This window comes from Blastococcus sp. TF02A-26, from assembly GCF_003319125.1.
Lineage (GTDB): Bacteria > Actinomycetota > Actinomycetes > Mycobacteriales > Geodermatophilaceae > Trujillonella.
This window is the reverse complement of the sequence record NZ_QOHG01000017.1, coordinates 66,107-83,400: the sequence shown is the minus strand read 5'-3', so window position 1 is coordinate 83,400 and position 17,294 is coordinate 66,107. Positions and strand designations below refer to the sequence as shown.

The following is a 17,294-nucleotide window of genomic DNA, read 5'->3' as shown; positions in this document are numbered from 1 at the left end:
TCCACCGACCGCAGCCGCCCGGCGACCCCGGGACCGCGGGAGACGACGAGGAGTTGCCCCATGTCCACGGTGCCCGAGCTCGTACAGCTGCTGACCCCCGAGGGGCAGCGCGTCGAGGACCCCACCCACGCGATCGACCTCTCCGCCGACGAGCTCCGCGGCCTCTACCGCGACCTGGTCCTCGTCCGCCGCTGGGACGTCGAGGCCACAGCCCTGCAGCGCCAGGGCGAGCTCGGCCTCTGGCCCCCGCTGCTCGGCCAGGAGGCCGCCCAGGTCGGCGCCGGCCACGCGCTGCAGCCCGGCGACATGGCCTTCCCCACCTACCGCGAGCACGGCGTCGCCTGGGTGCGCGGCGTCGACCCGCTGCACGTCATGAGCCTCTACCGCGGGGTCGACAACGGGGGCTGGGACCCGGCGGAGACCGGCCTGAACCTGTACACGATCGTCATCCCGGCGCAGACGCTGCACGCCACCGGCTACGCGATGGGCGTCCAGCGCGACGGCGCGGAGACCGCCGTCCTCGCCTTCCTCGGCGACGGCGCCACCAGCCAGGGCGAGCTGAGCGAGGCGATGATCTGGGCGGCGTCCTTCTCGGCGCCGGTGGTCTTCTTCTGCCAGAACAACCAGTACGCGATCAGCGCCCCGATCGAGCGGCAGTCCCGGGTGCCGCTGGCGCATCGGGCCGCCGGCTTCGGCTTCCCCGGGGTGCGGGTCGACGGCAACGACGTCCTCGCCGTCCTGGCGGTGACGCGGGCGGCGCTCACCGCCGCCCGTGAGGGCCAGGGACCGACGTTCATCGAGGCGTTCACCTACCGGATGGGTGCGCACACCACCTCCGACGACCCGACCCGCTACCGGCTGGCCCACGAGGTGGAGGAGTGGCGGCGGCGGGACCCGATCGCGCGGCTGCGGACCCACCTCGAGCAGGAGGGCATCGCCGACGCCGACTTCCTGGCCGCTGTCGAGGCCGAGGGGGAGGAGCTGGCGGCCCGCATCCGGCGCGGCACCATCGCGATGCAGCCCCGGCCGGCGGTCACCATGTTCGACGCCGTCTACGCCGAGCAGCCGCCACCGCTGGCGGCCCAGCGCGACGAGTTCCTCGCCTACCAGGCCTCGTTCGAGGAGGCCGGGCGATGACCACCGAGACGCTCACCATGGGGAAGGCGCTCAACCTGGGCCTGCGCCGGGCGATGGATGACGACCCGAAGGTCGTGCTCATGGGCGAGGACATCGGCCGCCTCGGCGGCGTCTTCCGCGTCACCGACGGGCTGCAGAAGGACTTCGGCGAGGCGCGGGTCGTCGACACCCCGCTGGCCGAGGCCGGCATCGTCGGCACCGCGGTCGGCCTGGCGCTGCGCGGCTACCGGCCGGTCTGCGAGATCCAGTTCGACGGCTTCGTCTTCCCGGCGGTCAACCAGATCGTCACGCAGGTCGCCAAGATCTCGGCGCGGTCGCAGGGCCGGATGCGGATGCCGGTCGTCATCCGCATCCCCTTCGGCGGCGGCATCGGCGCGGTCGAGCACCACAGCGAGAGCCCCGAGGCGTACTTCGCGCACACGCCCGGGCTGAAGGTCGTCTCGGTCAGCAACCCGGTCGACGCCTACTGGGGCATCCAGCAGGCCATCGCCGCGCCCGACCCGGTCGTCTTCCTCGAGCCCAAGCGGCGCTACTGGGAGAAGGCCGAGGTCGACCTCGACGCGATCCCCGAGCCGCTGTTCCGGTCGCGGGTGGTCCGCCGCGGCGACGACGTCACCGTCCTCGCCTACGGCCCGATGGTCGCCACGGCGCTGCAGGCCGCCGCGGCCGCCGCCGAGGAGGGCCGGTCGCTGGAGGTGGTCGACCTGCGCACCCTCTCGCCGCTGGACCTCGACCCGGTGGTCGACTCCGTCCGGCGGACCGGGCGCTGCGTGGTCGTCCACGAGGCGCAGGTGTCGCACGGCCTGGGCGCCGAGATCGCCGCCCGGCTCACCGAGCAGTGCTTCCACTCCCTGGAGGCGCCGGTGCTGCGCGCCGGGGGCTACGACGTGCCCTATCCGCCGGCCCGAAACGAGGAGGAGTACCTGCCCGACCTGGACCGGGTGCTCGACGCCGTCGACCGCGCGATGGGGTTCTGACATGGGGACGCTGCGCTCCTTCCGCCTCCCCGACATCGGCGAGGGCCTCACCGACGGCGAGATCCTGCAGTGGCTGGTCGCCGTGGGCGACGAGGTCACGGTGAACCAGCCGCTGTGCGAGGTGGAGACCGCCAAGGCCGCCGTCGAGCTGCCCTCGCCGTTCGCCGGCACCGTGACCGCGCTGCTGCACGAGGTCGGCAGCACCGTCGAGGTCGGCGCGCCGATCGTCACGATCGACACCGGGGGGGACGACGGCGCCGGGGCCCCTGCGGGGACCGCGGAGACCGCGGGCGCGCCCGAGCGCACCGCCGTCCTCGTCGGCTACGGGCCGCGCACCACGGAGGCCCGCCGCCGGCCCCGCCGGACCGCCGCGCCGGTCGGGGAGACCCCGGCCCGCCCCGCCGTCGACACCTCCGCCCGCCCCGGCTTCGACACCCCCACCCGCCCCGCCGCGGCGCCCGACCACCCGGTGCGGCTCCGGCCGCTGGCCAAGCCGCCGGTCCGCAAGCTGGCCCGGACCCTGGGCGTGGACCTGGCCGCGCTGAGCGGCAGCGGCCCCGGCGGAGTCATCACCCGGGCCGACGTCGAGGCGGCGGCGAGCGCGCCCGCGGGAGCCGCACCGGCGACCGCGGGGGAGCAGCGCATCCCGGTCACGGGGGTCCGCAAGCACACCGCCGCGGCGATGGTGGCCAGCGCGTTCACCGCGCCGCACGTCACCGAGTTCCTGACCGTCGACGTGACGCGCACGATGAAGCTGCGCGACCGCCTCGCCGCCCGTCCCGAGTACGCCGGGGTCAAGGTCAGCCCCCTGCTCCTCGTGGCGAAGGCGCTGCTGCACGCGGTGGCGCGGTACCCGATGGTGAACAGCCGGTGGGAGGAGGCGACGCGGGAGATCGTCGTCCCCGCGCACGTGAACCTCGGGATCGCGGCGGCCACCCCGCGCGGCCTGCTGGTGCCCAACGTCAAGGGCGCCGACCGGCTCTCCCTCCCCGAGCTCGCCCGGGCGCTGACCGAGCTCACCGGGACCGCCCGCGCCGGTCGCACGGCACCGGCCGACATGAGCGGCGGGACGATCACGATCACCAACGTCGGGGTCTTCGGCGTCGACACCGGCACCCCGATCCTCAACCCGGGGGAGTCGGCGATCCTCGCCTTCGGCGCCGTGCGGCCGCAGCCGTGGGTGCACAAGGGCAAGGTGAAGCCGCGGCAGGTCACCACGCTGGCCCTGTCGTTCGACCACCGGGTGATCGACGGCGAGCTCGGCAGCCGGTTCCTGGCGGAGGTCGGGGCGGTGCTGCACGACCCGGCGGCGGCGCTGGCCGGCTGACGCGGTGACCGACCTCGACCGGCTGCTCGCCTTCGCCGCCCGCTCCCGCGTGCCCGAGGGCGGCTTCGGGTACCTGCGAGCCGACGGTTCGCTCGAGGACCGGCCGCAGGAGACCTACATCGTCGCGCGGATGACCCACGTCTTCGGGCTGGCCGCCCTGCTCGGCCGGCCGGGCCCCGCAGCGCTGGCCCGGCACGGGGTCGCCGCGTTGCTCGACGGGCCGCTGCACGACGCCGAGCACGGTGGCTGGCGGTCGGCCGGGGACGACGACACGAAGGCGGCCTACGCGCATGCGTTCGTCGTCCTCGCCGGGGCGACCGCCACCGCGGCGGGCGTCGAGGGCGGCCGGCAGCTCCTCGGTCAGGCGCTCGCGGTGTGGGACGGCCGCTTCTGGGACGACGCCGAGGGACTCGTGGTCGAGGAGTGGGAACGGACCTGGTCGGCGTGCAGCGACTACCGGGGCGCCAACGCCACCATGCACGGCGTCGAGGCGACCCTGGCCGCCGCCGACGCGCTGGCCGCCGAGGAGCCGGCGACCGCAGCGGCGCTGCGGCACCGGGCGCTGCGCAGCACCGAGCGCGTGGTGCACGGCTGGGCGCGCGAGCGGCAGTGGCGGCTGCCCGAGCACTTCACCGCCGCGTGGGAGCCGCTGCCCGAGTTGAACCGCGACCGGCCGGACGACCCGTTCCGCCCGTACGGCGTCACCGTGGGCCACCAGTTCGAGTGGGCGCGGCTGTGCCTGCACGTGCGCGCGGCCCTGGGCGGGGACGCCCCGGGGTGGCTGCTGGACGACGCCATCGGGCTGTTCGGGGCGGCGGCCGAGCGGGGCTGGGCGGCGGACGGGGAGCTCGGGTTCCCGTACACGCTCGGCTGGGACGACCGCCCCGTCGTGGTCGCCCGCATGCACTGGGCGCTGTGCGAGGCGATCGCGGCCGCCACGGTGCTGCGCGCCGTCACCGGGGAGCCGCGGTACGGCGAGCTCGCCCGGACGTGGCGGGCGCACGGGGAGGAGCGCTTCGCCGACCCCGCCACGGGGAGCTGGCACCACGAGCTGACCCCCCGCGGGGAGGTCGGCTCGACGGTCTGGACCGGCCAGCCCGACGCCTACCACCTGGCGCAGATGCTGCTGCTGGACGGCCTCCCGGTGCGCGGCAGCCTGGCGGCGGCGCTGCGCTGACCTGCGGATGTGTGTGTCGGCGCGGCCCGAGCGGGTACGTGGCGCACGACCGACATCCCGAGACAGAGGAGGCCGTCCGTGGCCAGCGTGCAGGAGTCCGTCGACGTCGACGTCCCGATCCGGGTCGCCTACGACCAGTGGACGCAGTTCGAGTCGTTCCCGCAGTTCATGGGTGGCGTCGAGCGGATCACCCAGACCGACGACACCCACACCCACTGGGTCACCAACATCGACGGGGTGAAGCGGGAGTTCGACACCGAGATCACCGAGCAGCACCCCGAGGAGCGGATCGCCTGGGCCAGCACCGGCGGCGAGGCCAAGCACGCCGGCGTGGTGACCTTCCACCGCCTCGCCGACGACAAGACCCGCGTGATGATCCAGATCGACTGGGAGCCCGAGGGCCTCGTCGAGAAGGCGGGCGCGGCGCTGGGCTTCGACGACCGCCAGGTCAAGGCCGACGCCAAGAGGTTCAAGGAGTTCATCGAGAGCCGCGGCACCGAGACCGGCGCCTGGCGGGGCGACGTCTCCCGGCCCGACCAGCCCTAGTCGTTCTCGGGTCCTCGATGGCGCCCGTCCCCTCCCGGGGGCGGGCGCCATCGTCGTCCCCGGGGTGGGATCTCACCCGGCCGAGTGGGATTCGGAGGCAGATCACAGGACACGCCTGCGATCCGTAGGCATAACCAGCGACCAGCCTGCTTTACTACCGGTGTACCCACACTTCGACCTTCGGAGAGCACCATGAGCACCGTGTCCACCTGGCGTTCGCGCCGACAGGCCTCGCGTACCCGTCGGGCCCTGGAGCGCGCGCTGTTCCGTGCCCCCAGCCCCGCCCTGCGCGACGAGCTGCTGACCATCGCGAACGGCCGCTGAGAGCCGCCCCGTCGCACGCCCCCGACCGGCGCCCTCCCGCACGGAGGACGCCGGTCGTCGTCGTTCCGGGGGTCAGTGCGCCGCGTGCACGACGGCGTGGCCACGCCCCCGGCTCATCAGCCAGCGGTTGACCGGCAGGGCCACGACGAAGGCCACGGCGAGCGCGACGGCCAGCGAGCCCCAGAAGAAGCCGCTCGTGACGCCGGCGTCCATCGCCCCCGGGACCGCCACCATGACGCCGTTGTCGACGAGCTCCATCACGGCGATGGAGAACGTGTCGGCGGCCAGTGCCACCCGCACGGCCGCCCGGAACGGCAGGCCGGCCCGCAGCACCCCGCGCACCGTCAGCGCGTAGCCGAAGACGAACGCGAGCCCGACGGCCAGGACGACGGTCGCGAGGGCGGACCAGCCCAGTGCCGTCCCGATGACCATCCCGAGCACCTCGCCGATCGCGCAGCCGGTGAGGCAGTGCAGCGTGGCCTGGGCCGCTGCCGGCCACCCGACCCGGCCGTGTGCGTGCTGGTGGTCCATGACGTTCCTCCTCGCTCGCGGTTGATACCCCTGGGGGGTATGGGTTAGTGATACGCCGCCGGAGGCGTGCGGTCAACCTCCCCCTCTCGGGGCGGTCCGGCTCAACCGCGGGCACCGGGATGCCGATCCGGAGCGGGTGAGGACTCCTGAGCGTGGCGGTCGCCTGCGGCGCCGATCCCGGGCCGTGCCGGCGACCGAGGCTCCCCCGGCCGACCCCGGCAGCACGGCGGCCCGGCTCACCGCGCTGGAGGCGGCCGCCGCCGGTCTCGCCTCGGGGGCTCCCGTGTCCGAGGCGCTGGAGGACCTGCTCGCCCGCGCGTCCGAGGCGCTGCCACAGGCCGGTCTCCTGCTCGCGGTGACGCCGTCCGGTGGGGACGGGGTCCTCTCCCGGGCGATCGGCCTCGCCCCCTCCGACGTCTCCGCGCTCGCCGCCGTCCTCGTGGCCGGCAGCACGCCCGCACCGGGCGCCCTCGTCGTCGACGTGGTGTCCGGACGCCGGTGGCACGGACGCCTCGCCGCCCTGCCCTCCGCCGACGCCGCCGACGGCGCGGTGGCGCACCTGCCGGCCGGTGCCGCGGCGGTGCTCGCCGCCTACGCCGGGCTCGCCGCCGCCGTCCTCGAGCGTGGCGCCGCCGGCGACGAGGCCCGCCGCGAGGCCGCCCGCGCGGCCGCCCTGTCGTCGCTGGGAGCCGCGCTCGCCGCGGCGGCCGACGCGACCGCCGTCTGCACCCAGGCCGCCGCCGCCCTGCCCGCGGTCGTCGGCTGCGACCGCTCGGTCCTGCTGCTCTGGGAGACCGGTGCGGGCCGGCTACGCGTCGTCGCCGGTGGCGGCCCCACGGACCCGCTCCCCGTCGAGCTGTACGCCGAGGAGACGCCGGAGCTCGTCGCGATGCTCACCGACCGCACCCCTCGGGTGCTGCGCTGGGAGAGCTGCAGCCCCGCCGTCCGCGACCTGCTCGGCGCGGGTGGGATCACCGACGCGCTCGCGGTGCCGCTCGTCTCCGGCGGCGTCTTCCTCGGCGTGGCCACCGCCAGCTGGCCGGCCGGCGCGACTCCCGCCGGGCTGGAGACCGAGCACCTCGACCGTCTCCGCGCCGCCGCCGACCAGGTCGCCGTCGCGCTCGACCGGGCCCGCCTGGCCGAGACCCTGCGCCACCAGGCGACCCACGACCCGCTCACCGGGCTGCCCAACCGCGACCTGCTGCGGCAGCGCCTGGAGGCGGCCCTGACCGCCGTCCGGCACGACCAGCACGTCGGCGTGCTCTGCTGCGACCTCGACGGGTTCGCCGCGCTCAACGCCGAGCACGGGGCGCCCGCGGGCGACGAACTGCTCCGGCAGGTGGCCGCCCGGCTGCGCGCCGCCATCCGGCCGGCCGACACCGTGGCCCGCCTGGGCGCCGACGAGTTCGTCGTCGTCCTGCCCGGGCTGAACACCCCCGGGGACGTCGAGGCCGTCCTCGGCCGGGTCCGCGCCTGCTTCACCGAGCCCTTCCGGCTCGCCCGCCGGCCGGTGCAGGTGGCGACCACCGTCGGCGTCGCCGTGCACTCCGGCGAGTGGGGGGTGGCCGACGACTTGCTGGGCGCCGCCCTCGCCGACCGCCGCGCGTAGTCAGTCGCGCAGGCGGGCCCGCAGCGCGGCCTGCTCGTCCGGGCCGAAGCCCTGCGCGGCCAGCCAGCCGGCCGGGCCGCCGTGGCGCTCGGCGAGCACCGCGAGGACGCGCTCCATCGTCTCCGCCCGCGGCGTGTGCCGCGCCAGGTCGCTGCGGTCCATGTCCTGGCCGTAGGTGGGGGAGAGCGCGAGCTTGGCGACCAGGGCGTCGATGATCTCGGCGGTCAGCGCGTAGTCGGCGACGATCTCCTCGTCCGGCACACCGGCCACCGCCAGGGCGAAGGCCACGATGACGCCGGTGCGGTCCTTGCCGGCCGCGCAGTGCACCACCGAGGCGCCCTCGGCGGCCGCCAGGGCCCGCAGCGCGCCGACCACGTTCTCCGGGCGGTGCTCCAGATAGCCGAGGTAGGACCGCACCGCCGGGGGCTCGGCGTCGTGCTCCTCGGAGACCTGCCGTGGCAGCAGCGACTCCACCCAGCCACCGGGCAGCTCGGGGGCCTGGGCCTCCTCGACGGCGAAGACGTCGGTGTGGTGGCCGCGCTCGGGCAGCAGGCTGAAGTGCCGGTGGGTCACCTCGGGCACCGCCCGGAGCGGACCGCGGCCCTCCATCAGCACCTCGGCGATGCTGCGCAGGTCGATGACCTCGCGCAGGCCGATCTCGTCCACCAGGCGGCGGACGTCGTCCTCGCTCAGGGTCTGCAGGTTGTCGCTGCGCAGGATGCGACCGGGGCGGGTCTGCCCGCCGTCGACGGTCGGCAGCCCGCCGAGGTCACGGGTGTTGGTGGTCCCGTCGAGGGTCAGCCAGCGGCCGGTGCGGACGGCGTCGTCGGAGCGCGGGGTCACGCCCTGACGGTACGGCGGCCGGCTGACGGGCCGGACACGGGCGGGAGGCTCCCGAGCAGCGTGTCGCAGACGTCCAGCAGACGCGCGCGCAGGCCGGCGGCCCGGTCGGCGAGCGCCCGCTGCCGGCGGGCGTACTCCGCCCGCCCCTCCGGGGTCTCCACGGCGACGGCGGCGTGGCCGTAGGAGCCGAGGTCGTACGGCGAGGCCTGCATGTCGAGCAGCCGGACGTCGGCGGCGAGCGCGAAGCAGTCGAGCGCGAGCTCACCGGGGACGGCCGGGCCCAGCTTCAGCGACCACTTGTGCAGGTCCATGCCGGCGTGCAGGCAGCCCGGCTGCTCGAGCTCCACCTGCGTGGCGCGGGTCGGCTGGAGCGCGTTGCGGCCGGTCGCCTCGGGGGTGAAGAAGCGGAACGCGTCGTAGTGCGTGCACCGGATCGGGTTGGCCTCGACGACGGCGTCGGTGCCCTGCCGCCCCAGGCGCAGCGGCAGCGCGTGCCGGCGGTCGTCGGCGCGGTAAACCATCGCCCACTCGTGCAGGCCGAAGCAGCCGGTGAAGGCGGGCCGGCTGGCGGTGGCGGCGAGCAGGCGGGCGACGAAGCGCACGGTGTCGCCGCGGTCGGCCAGGAAGGCGTCGGCGTCGAGGGTCACGGTGCCGTCGGCGTCGGTGGCGTACCAGCGGGTGCCGCCCTGCGGGGCCGGCGTCCCGCCGTCGGGCAGCAGGCGGACGCCCGCACCGGGGTGCCAGCGCCGCAGCAGCGCGGGGCGGGTGTCGTAGAAGGTGAAGAGGAAGTCCTCGACGGCGTGCTTCTCGCCGCGCGCCCGGCGGGCCCGGTGGGCGGCGGTCAGCGCGTCGGCCCGCACGGCGTGCGCCGCGGCCCGTGCGCGCCACTCGGTCGCGTCCACCCCCGGGACGGCGGGCGGGACGGCGGCGGGCACCCTCCCAGCGTAGGAGGGGCACCCGGCGCCGATCGGACCCGTGACACGTGTCAGGGGTGGTCCGTGCTCCCGCCCGGCGAGGACGTGCGCGACGGCACCTGTGCCGGAGCCCCTCCGGCGGCAGCCTCGGAGGTGCCCGAGGAACCGGCCGACCGAGGCCGGGGGCGGCACACGAGGAGGCACCGTGCGGATCGTGGAGGACCCCGTCCCGGCCGTCGAGGTGGTGGACCTGGAGCGGCGGTACGGCACCTTCGCGGCCGTCCGCGGCATCTCGTTCGAGGTCGCCCCGGGTGAGGTGTTCGCGCTGCTGGGCGTGAACGGCGCGGGCAAGACCTCCGCCCTGGAGGTGCTGGAGGGTCTGGCCCGTCCCGCGGCCGGCACCGTCCGCGTGCTCGGCCGGGACCCGGTCGCCGACCGGGCGGCCGTGCGGCCGTTCCTCGGCGTGCTCCTGCAGGCCAGCGGGCTGCCCGGTGACCTCACCGTCGCCGAGACGGTGCGCACCTGGGCGGGCACGCTGTCCACGCCCCAGCCGGTGGACGAGGCGCTGGCCCAGGTCGGGCTCACCGACCGGGCCGACGTCCGGGTCCGCAGCCTGTCGGGCGGCGAGCGCCGGCGGCTGGACCTCACCCTCGCGCTGCTCGGCCGACCACGGGTGATCGTCCTCGACGAGCCGACGACGGGCCTGGACCCGGAGAGCCGCCGCGCCGTCTGGGAGCTGGTCCGCCGGCGGGTGGGCGAGGGCGCCGCCGTCCTGCTGACCACCCACCACCTCGAGGAGGCCGAGGAGCTGGCGGACCGGATCGCCGTGATGCGGGCCGGGAGGATCGTGCTGTCCGGGACCGCCGGGGAGATCGCCGCCACCCAGCCGGCGACCATCCGGTTCGAGCTCGCGCCGGACGGGCCCGCCCTGCCGGCGCTGCCGGGCGCGCAGCTGGTGTCCACCGGCCCCCGCGTCGAGCTGCACACCCGGGCACTGCAGCCGGTGCTGACCCGCCTGCTGACCTGGGCCGATGCCGAGGGCGTGGTGCTGACCGGGCTGCAGGCGCGGTCGGCGACCCTCGAGCAGGCCTTCCTCGCCGTCGCCGACGGGACCGACGACGTCCCGCGGCTCGTCTCGCCCGCCGCCTGAGCCCCTGATCCCCGAGGAGGGACACCCATGACCGCGATCGACCAGCCGACCCCGACCCCGACCCGGACCGCGCCGCCCTCGCGCGTGCGGCGCACCCTGACCCTCGCCGGCGCCGAGACCCGACTGCTCGTGCGCAACCGCACCGCGCTCGTCAACTCGGTCCTGCTGCCGCTGCTGCTCGTGGCCGCCGTCCCGGGGCTCGGCATGGACGGCGGGGACGGGGTCGGACCGCAGCTGCTCGTGGCCGCGGTCGGCGTCACCCTCGTCTTCCTGACCTACTACAACCTGGTGACGACGTTCGTCGCCCGGCGCGAGGACCTGGTGCTCCAGCGCATGCGCACCGGTGAGCTCACCGAGGTCGAGGTGCTGCTCGGCACGGCCGCGCCCACGCTCGTGGTGACGGTCGGGCAGGTCGTGCTCGTGGCCGCGGGGACCGTCGTCATCGGGGAGTGGGTGGCGCCGGTCGACGTCGTGCTGCCGCTGCTCGCACTGGTCGGCGGCGTGGCGCTCATGCTGCTGCTCGCCGCCGCCAGCACGTCCTTCACCCGGACGCCCGAGAGCGCGCAGATCACCACCCTCCCCGTCGTGATGGCGACGACGGCGCTGTCCGGCCTGCTCTTCCCGCTGTCGGACCTGCCGGAGCAGCTCGCCTCCGTCGCCCGCGTCCTGCCGCTGACCCCGGTGGTCGAGCTGGCCCGGCTGGGCCTGGCCGGCCGGGCCTGGGACGGCACGGAGGTGGACGCCGGTGGGGCCTGGGCCGCGGCGCCCCTGCCGCTGGCCGTGCTCGGGGCCTGGTTGCTGGCCGGCGCCGTGGTCGCACCCCGGGTGTTCCGCTGGGCGCCCCGGCGGTGACCGCAGCGGTGCCGGGCGGTCGGTACGGCAGCATGCGGGCCGTGCCGACCGTCTCGCGCTGGTGGGAGAGCCGCACCGACCCCCAGCGCATCGACCTCTACACCCGCTGGTCGTTCTACGGCTGGCTGGGGACGACGCCACTGCTGGCCGTGGGCATCCACGGCTCCGCGCAGCGGCCGGGGAGCGCGGCCGCGACGGCGTTCCTCGTCGGCGCGGTCGCCGTCGCGACCACCTGCGTCGTGCTGGCACGGGCGGGGTTCCTCGCCCGCTCGGAGGGCCGGCCGCTGCCCAGCGTCCCCCTCGTGGTCACCGCCGTCGCGGCGGCCGGGACCTCCGCGCTCGCGGCCGTGGCCTACGGCTCCGACGAGCAGGACTCCTCCGCCCTGGTCTGGGGCCTCGCGCTGCCCCCGGCGATGGCGCTGGTCGCGACCTCCACCGTGTGGTCCTCTCCGCTGCTGGTCCGCTGCGGCGTCGCGGTGGGGGTCCTCGTCGGGTGCGCGGCCGCCCTGCTGGGCTCCGCGCCGGCCGCCGCGGCGGTCCTGGCCGCCGTCATCGGCGCCACGGTCGTCCTCCTGGCACTGGCCTTCCGCTTCACGGTGTGGGTGCTCGACGTCGTCGTGGAGATGGACCGCACCCGCGGGGTGCAGCTGCAGCTGGCCGTGGCCGAGGAGCGGCTGCGCTTCGCCCGCGACCTGCACGACGTCATGGGCCGTGACCTCTCGGCCATCGCGGTGAAGAGCCAGCTCGCCGGCGAGCTGGTGCGTCGGCAGCGGCCGGAGGCCGCCGACGAGGTCGCCGACATCAGCCGCATCGCGGAGCAGTCGCTGCGCGAGGTCCGTGAGGTCGTCCGCGGCTACCGGACGGCCGATCTCGGCAGCGAGCTGGCCGGGGCCCGCTCCGTGCTGCGGGCCGCCGGTGTGGACTGCACCGTGGCGGGGGAGGACGGCGGGGCGGACCTGCCCGACCGGGTGCAGACGGCGCTCGCCTGGGTGGTCCGGGAGGCGGTCACCAACGTGCTGAGGCACAGCCGGGCACGAACGTGCTCGATCGCCCTGGTCGTCGACGGGGGAACGGCCCGGCTGACGGTGACCAACGACGGCGTGACCTCCGACGACCCCCGGTGGGGCAGCGGCCTCACCGGTCTCGCCGAGCGGCTGGGCACCGCCTCGGGCACGCTGACCACGGCCGCCGAGGGCGGGCACTTCCTGCTCACCGCCGCCCTGCCCGTGGGGGACGCCGCGTGATCCGCGTGCTGCTGGCCGACGACGAGAACCTGATCCGGTCGGCGCTCGCGGCGCTGATCGGTCTCGAGGACGACATCGAGGTCGTCGCCCAGGCCGCGTCCGGCGCGGAGGCCCTGGCGATGGCGCGGGCGCACGTGCCCGACGTCGCCGTCCTCGACCTCCAGATGCCCGACCGGGACGGCATCTCCGTGGCCGCCGAGCTCACGGGGCTGGTCCCCGGCTGCGCGTGCGTCATCGTCACCGGCCACGGCCGGGCCGGGCACCTCAAGCGGGCGCTGGCGGCGGGGGTGCGGGGCTTCCTGCCCAAGACGGTCCAGTCGTCGGTGCTCACCGACGTCGTCCGTGCCGTGCACGCCGGCGGCCGCTACGTCGACCCCGAACTGGCCGCGGAGGCGATCAGTGCGGGGGACAGCCCGCTGACGCCCCGGGAGGCCGACGTCCTGGAGCTGGCCTCGACCGGCGCGCCCGTCGAGGAGATCGCCGCGCGCATCCACCTGTCGCCGGGGACGGTCCGCAACCACCTGTCCGCGGCCGCGGCGAAGCTGGGCGCGGCGAACCGGCACGCGGCCGTGGAGGCCGCGCGCCGGCACGGGTGGATCTAGCTGGCGTCGTTGCCGCCGCGGACGACCGAGGTGTCGCGCTGCGCCTCGTCGTCCGTGGTGAGCGTGGCGGTGTCCTGCTCGCCGCGGTCGCTGGCGTTGTCGCCGGTCCGGCCGTCGATCAGGTTCTCGTTGCTGTCGGCGGTGTCCGGCGACTCGCCGTAGCCGGTGCTCTGGGACTCGCTCATGTGTCGTCTCCTCCGGTCGCTGCTGGCTGGCTCATGCCCCGCCGGGCGGATCGGCACGCTCGGAGAGGGCGACGTCACCGACGGCGCGGGCCGGGAGGTCGTCACCGTGCGCGGCGTCGCGCTCGAGGGCGTCCTCGCGGGTGAGGGGCACGTCCTCGAAGGAGGCCCCGGTGTCGCCGTCGTCACCGGTGGCCGACGCCGTTCCGACGTCCTGCTGGATGCGGTCGCTGCCCTGGGGGTCGGTCATGGGGAGTGCATGCCCGTCTCGACCGGCCCCACACACGGCGACGGCCGCCTCCCCGCGAGGGGGAGGCGGCCGTCGCTCACCTGCTGGAACGGCTCAGAAGGCCGCCTCGTCGACCTCCATGAGCGCGTTGTCGGTCGCCTCGACGATCGCCCGCTCACCGGCCAGGCGCGGCAGCACCTGGGAGGTGAAGAAGCGGGTGGCGGCCAGCTTGCCCTCGTAGAAGTGCCGGTCGCGCTCGCTGACCTCGCCGCCCAGGGCGGCCAGCGCCACCTCGGACTGGCGGACCAGCAGCCACGCGGTGATCAGATCGCCGACGGCCAGCAGCAGGCGGGAGGTGTTCTGACCGATCTTGTAGACGTTGGCCATGTCCTCCTGGGCCGCGGTCAGGTGGCCGAACATCGCGGTGAGCATCGCCTGGACCTCGCCCAGGGCGGCGGCCAGGTGGGCCCGCTCCTCCTTGAGCCGGCCGTTGCCGACCTCGGCGTCGATCGTGGCCTGGATCTGGCTCGCCAGCCACGTCAGCGCGACGCCGCCGTCCTTGACGATCTTCCGGAAGAAGAAGTCCTGGCCCTGGATGGCCGTGGTGCCCTCGTAGAGGGTGTCGATCTTCGAGTCCCGGATGTACTGCTCGATCGGGTAGTCCTGCAGGAAGCCCGAGCCGCCCAGGGTCTGCAGCGACTCCGCGGTCAGCAGCTGGGTGGCCCGCTCGGAGCCGAAGCCCTTCACGACCGGCAGGAGCAGGTCGTTGAGGCGGGCGGCGAGCTTCGCCTCCTCGGAGTCGGCCTGGCCGGCGGCCTGGGCCTCCATGACCTGGTCGCGGAAGCTGGCCGCGTACAGGTACAGCGCGCGCATGCCCTCGGTGTAGGACTTCTGCAGCATCAGCGAGCGGCGGACGTCCGGGTGGTGGGTGATGGTGACCCGCGGGGCGTCCTTGGCGGTGGCGGCCATGTCCGCGCCCTGCACCCGGTTCTTCGCGTAGTCGAGCGCGACCTGGTAGCCGGCCGACAGGGTGGCGATCGCCTTGGTGCCGACGAACATGCGGGCGTACTCGATGATCTTGAACATCTGGGCGATGCCGTCGTGCACGTCGCCGACCAGCCAGCCCTTGGCCGGCACCGGGCCGTCGCCGAAGGTGACCTCGCAGGTCGTGGAGACCTTGAGGCCCATCTTCTTCTCGACGTTGGTGACGTAGACGCCGTTGCGCTCGCCCAGCTCGCCGGTCTCGACGTCCACGTGGAACTTGGGGACGACGAACAGCGACAGGCCCTTGGTGCCCGGCTTCGCGCCCTCGGGGCGGGCCAGGACCAGGTGGATGATGTTGTCGGACAGGTCGTGCTCGGCCGAGGTGATGAACCGCTTCACGCCCTCGATGTGCCAGGAGCCGTCGGGCTGCTGCACGGCCTTGGTGCGGCCGGCGCCGACGTCGGAACCGGCGTCGGGCTCGGTGAGCACCATGGTGGCGCCCCACTGGCGGTCGATCATCAGCTGCGCGAGCTCGCGCTGCTCCGGCGTGCCGAGCTCCCAGAGGACGGTGCCGAACGTCGGGCCCGAGCCGTACATGAAGACGGCGGGGTTGGCGCCGAGGATCATCTCGAAGGCGGCCCAGCGCAGGGCCACGGGCGCGCCGAAGCCGCCGAGCTCCTCGGGCAGGTCGAGGCGGAACCACTCACCCTCGTTGAGCGCCTGCACCGACTTCTTGAAGCCCTCGGGCAGGACGACGGAGTGCGTCGCCGGGTCGAACACCGGCGGGTTCCGGTCGGCGTCGGTGAAGGACTCCGCGATCGGGCCCTCCGCCAGCCGCCGGATCTCGGCGAGCACGCCGCGCGCGGTCTCCGCGTCCATCTGGGCGAACGGTCCGGTGCCGAACCGGTCCTTGGTGTCGAGGAACTCGAAGAGGTTGAACTCGAGGTCCCGCAGGTTCGCGGTGTAGTGGCTCATGCGCGTGTGGCTCCCGTGCTCCATGCCGTGACTGGTCGGATTCGTACCCGCCAGTAACAAACGCTATTACCCGTCGGTAACAACGGCAAGCGAGGTGCGGTCCGACACGCTCGGAGGGGGCGTGCTGCCCCGAAGGGAGGAGGTGCGCGTCACGCGCGGGACGCCGCGTCCACCGGCCTGGTCGCCCCGGCTACCGTCCGCGCGTGGTCACGGTCGCTGCCCTCGGGGTCCTGCTGCTGGGCTTCCTCGCGGTGTTCCAGGTCGCCCTCGTCGCCGGTGCACCCTGGGGGCGGCTCGCGTGGGGCGGGCAGCACGTCGTCCTCCCGACGGCGTTCCGCGTCGGGAGCGTGGTCTCGATCGTCGGCTACGCGGTCGTCGCGCTCGTGCTCCTGGACGCCGCGACGGCCACCGACGTCCTGCCCGAGGGGTTCGTGGACGTCTCGATCCGGGTCCTGACGGGCTACTTCGCCCTCGGCGTCCTCATGAACGCCGTCTCGCGCAGCCGGCCCGAGCGCCTGGTCATGACGCCGGTCGCCGTCGCCCTCACCGTGGTGTGCCTGGTCCTCGCCCTCGGCTGAGTTCCCGGGTCCGTCCCGGCGTCACCGGTTGCGGCGGCGGGCCCGCAGGACGGCGGCGGCGAGGCCGGACACCAGCGCGCCGAGGCCGGCGGCGATGAGCAGCGCCAGGACCAGCGGGGCGTTGACGTCGGCGAAGACCAGGCTGATGTCGACGCTCTGGGTGTTGAACACGACGAACAGCACCAGGACGACGGTCACGAACAGCAGCAGGGCGAGGGCGACGGTCCGCCCGATGGTCTTGCCGGTGTGCCGCTCGCGGACCGGTCCGCCGGTGGGGCCGGTCGGCGGCGCCGTCGTCCCGCCGGTCGTCAGACCCCCCGGTGCCGCCGTTCCCGGGGCGCGCGGCACCCCGGGGGTGGTGCCCGGATAGGGGTCGGCGGGGGAGGCAGGAGTGGTCACGCCGTCAGGTCTGCCCGCCGGACGGCCGGCCAAACGGCTGCCGGGGTCAGTGCGCGTCGGGCTCCGTGCCGGCCGGCGGCCAGGCGGGACCGGCGATGCCGTCTGCCGGGCCCTCGGTGGCGCCGAGCGACTCCCGGTCCTCGCCGGGCGCCTTCTCGGCACCGAGCGGCTTCGCCTCCCGGTCGGAACCGGCGTTGTCCCCATCAGGCATGGTCATGCCCGGACGGTGCCCTCGGAGGTCCGGCGGGAAACGGGAGCGGTCAGTCGCTGAGCGACGGCCCGGCCTCGTGGTGGGGGTGGCCCTGGGTCCGCTCGCGCTGCTTCATCCGCGCCTCGTAGACGTGCCGGTCGCCGTTCGACAGCTCGTTGCGGGCGCGCTCGTCGAAGGCGCGGAACGTCGACCAGTAGGTGGCGTCGTAGTCCTCGACGATCTGGAAGGTCCAGCGGTCGGCGATGACGTTGCGGCCGACGAGGTCGCGGTCCAGGTCGTCGGCCAGCTCGGTGTGGCCGGCCTTCCGGAACAGCTCCACGGCGTCCTGCAGCAGCAGGTCGGCCTTGCCGGAGTGCTGGTGGAACCCGTACAGCTGGCCGCGGGCCTGCTCGATGGTCTCCAGGGCCTCGGACAGCTTGCCCAGGCCCTCGACGGTGGTGTCGTCGAGGTCGGGGCGGCTGCGGTCTTCGCTCACCCCTGCATCCTGCGGGCTGACCGGCGCG

21 protein-coding genes are annotated in these 17,294 nt (G+C 75.1%); 12 read left to right on the top strand and 9 right to left on the bottom strand.

Annotated elements, in window-relative coordinates; translation table 11 throughout:
• Positions 1-60 precede the first annotated feature (60 nt).
• From pdhA to DQ240_RS24295, 6 genes are all read left to right on the top strand, one after another.
• A complete protein-coding gene (gene pdhA / locus DQ240_RS17875) occupies positions 61-1,137 on the top strand; it encodes a pyruvate dehydrogenase (acetyl-transferring) E1 component subunit alpha (protein WP_113840976.1) in 1,077 nt (358 codons plus the stop codon).
• Entirely contained in the window at positions 1,134-2,114 is a 981-nt protein-coding gene (locus DQ240_RS17870) for an alpha-ketoacid dehydrogenase subunit beta (protein WP_113840975.1), read from the top strand. The genes pdhA and DQ240_RS17870 overlap by 4 nt, the downstream gene beginning before the upstream one ends.
• Before the next feature lies 1 nt (position 2,115).
• Positions 2,116-3,441 (top strand): dihydrolipoamide acetyltransferase family protein, encoded by a 1,326-nt coding sequence (locus DQ240_RS17865; RefSeq protein WP_113840974.1) that lies wholly within the window; start codon positions 2,116-2,118, stop codon positions 3,439-3,441.
• A gap of 4 nt (positions 3,442-3,445) precedes the next feature.
• Positions 3,446-4,618: an AGE family epimerase/isomerase gene (locus tag DQ240_RS17860; RefSeq protein ID WP_113840973.1), complete on the top strand. Its 1,173-nt coding sequence runs from the start codon at positions 3,446-3,448 to the stop codon at positions 4,616-4,618.
• Positions 4,619-4,696: 78 nt separating this feature from the next.
• Positions 4,697-5,164, top strand: coding sequence for an SRPBCC family protein (locus tag DQ240_RS17855; RefSeq protein ID WP_113840972.1), 468 nt, complete (start codon positions 4,697-4,699; stop codon positions 5,162-5,164).
• A gap of 192 nt (positions 5,165-5,356) precedes the next feature.
• Positions 5,357-5,488 carry a hypothetical protein gene (locus DQ240_RS24295; RefSeq protein WP_255410913.1) on the top strand — a complete coding sequence of 44 codons (132 nt, stop codon included), beginning with the start codon at positions 5,357-5,359 and terminating at the stop codon, positions 5,486-5,488.
• Between the two features lie 72 nt (positions 5,489-5,560).
• Here the strand turns inward: DQ240_RS24295 and DQ240_RS17850 are convergent, their stop codons facing one another.
• A complete protein-coding gene (locus DQ240_RS17850; protein WP_113840971.1) occupies positions 5,561-6,019 on the bottom strand; it encodes a DUF4396 domain-containing protein in 459 nt (152 codons plus the stop codon).
• 184 nt (positions 6,020-6,203) lie between these two features.
• Between DQ240_RS17850 and DQ240_RS17845 the strand changes: the two genes are divergently transcribed.
• On the top strand, positions 6,204-7,628 hold the full coding sequence (locus DQ240_RS17845; protein WP_113840970.1) for a sensor domain-containing diguanylate cyclase: 1,425 nt from the start codon (positions 6,204-6,206) through the stop codon (positions 7,626-7,628).
• On the opposite strand, the gene DQ240_RS17840 is transcribed toward DQ240_RS17845, so the two are convergent.
• Positions 7,629-8,471, bottom strand: coding sequence for a tyrosine-protein phosphatase (locus DQ240_RS17840; RefSeq protein ID WP_113840969.1), 843 nt, complete (start codon positions 8,469-8,471; stop codon positions 7,629-7,631).
• Positions 8,468-9,406 (bottom strand): 3-methyladenine DNA glycosylase, encoded by a 939-nt coding sequence (locus tag DQ240_RS17835; RefSeq protein ID WP_113840968.1) that lies wholly within the window; start codon positions 9,404-9,406, stop codon positions 8,468-8,470. Before DQ240_RS17835 ends, DQ240_RS17840 begins: the two co-directional genes overlap by 4 nt.
• 184 nt (positions 9,407-9,590) lie before the next feature.
• Between DQ240_RS17835 and DQ240_RS17830 the strand changes: the two genes are divergently transcribed.
• From DQ240_RS17830 to DQ240_RS17815, 4 genes are read left to right on the top strand one after another with little or no spacing between them, the layout of a single operon-like run.
• Positions 9,591-10,535, top strand: coding sequence for an ABC transporter ATP-binding protein (locus DQ240_RS17830; protein ID WP_233498805.1), 945 nt, complete (start codon positions 9,591-9,593; stop codon positions 10,533-10,535).
• Positions 10,536-10,562: 27 nt separating this feature from the next.
• Positions 10,563-11,387, top strand: a complete 825-nt coding sequence (locus DQ240_RS17825; RefSeq protein ID WP_113840967.1) for an ABC transporter permease — start codon at positions 10,563-10,565, stop codon at positions 11,385-11,387.
• A 41-nt stretch (positions 11,388-11,428) separates the two neighbouring features.
• Positions 11,429-12,631, top strand: coding sequence for a sensor histidine kinase (locus DQ240_RS17820; RefSeq protein WP_147262021.1), 1,203 nt, complete (start codon positions 11,429-11,431; stop codon positions 12,629-12,631).
• Positions 12,628-13,233 (top strand): response regulator transcription factor, encoded by a 606-nt coding sequence (locus DQ240_RS17815; RefSeq protein WP_113840965.1) that lies wholly within the window; start codon positions 12,628-12,630, stop codon positions 13,231-13,233. The genes DQ240_RS17820 and DQ240_RS17815 overlap by 4 nt, the downstream gene beginning before the upstream one ends.
• Here the strand turns inward: DQ240_RS17815 and DQ240_RS17810 are convergent.
• The 3 genes from DQ240_RS17810 to DQ240_RS17800 form a co-directional block, all read right to left on the bottom strand.
• Positions 13,230-13,418: a hypothetical protein gene (locus tag DQ240_RS17810; RefSeq protein ID WP_113840964.1), complete on the bottom strand. Its 189-nt coding sequence runs from the start codon at positions 13,416-13,418 to the stop codon at positions 13,230-13,232. The genes DQ240_RS17815 and DQ240_RS17810 overlap by 4 nt on opposite strands.
• A gap of 31 nt (positions 13,419-13,449) precedes the next feature.
• Positions 13,450-13,665, bottom strand: a complete 216-nt coding sequence (locus DQ240_RS17805) for a hypothetical protein (RefSeq protein WP_113840963.1) — start codon at positions 13,663-13,665, stop codon at positions 13,450-13,452.
• Positions 13,666-13,758: 93 nt separating this feature from the next.
• Positions 13,759-15,603 (bottom strand): acyl-CoA dehydrogenase, encoded by a 1,845-nt coding sequence (locus tag DQ240_RS17800; RefSeq protein ID WP_113840962.1) that lies wholly within the window; start codon positions 15,601-15,603, stop codon positions 13,759-13,761.
• Positions 15,604-15,806: 203 nt separating this feature from the next.
• Here DQ240_RS17800 and DQ240_RS17795 point away from each other — a divergent pair, with 203 nt between their 5' ends.
• The gene (locus DQ240_RS17795) at positions 15,807-16,181 is read left to right on the top strand and encodes a hypothetical protein (RefSeq protein ID WP_113840961.1); all 375 of its coding nucleotides are present in this window, start codon (positions 15,807-15,809) and stop codon (positions 16,179-16,181) included.
• Between the two features lie 21 nt (positions 16,182-16,202).
• On the opposite strand, the gene DQ240_RS17790 is transcribed toward DQ240_RS17795, so the two are convergent.
• Genes DQ240_RS17790 through DQ240_RS17785 form a run of 3 tightly spaced genes read right to left on the bottom strand, consistent with a single transcriptional unit; the run spans position 16,203 to position 17,266 of the window.
• Positions 16,203-16,580, bottom strand: coding sequence for a LapA family protein (locus tag DQ240_RS17790; RefSeq protein WP_233498804.1), 378 nt, complete (start codon positions 16,578-16,580; stop codon positions 16,203-16,205).
• A 46-nt stretch (positions 16,581-16,626) separates the two neighbouring features.
• The gene (locus tag DQ240_RS23710; protein WP_199589382.1) at positions 16,627-16,797 is read right to left on the bottom strand and encodes a hypothetical protein; all 171 of its coding nucleotides are present in this window, start codon (positions 16,795-16,797) and stop codon (positions 16,627-16,629) included.
• 43 nt (positions 16,798-16,840) lie between these two features.
• Entirely contained in the window at positions 16,841-17,266 is a 426-nt protein-coding gene (locus DQ240_RS17785; RefSeq protein WP_113840959.1) for a hypothetical protein, read from the bottom strand.
• Between the last annotated feature and the right edge of the window lie 28 nt (positions 17,267-17,294).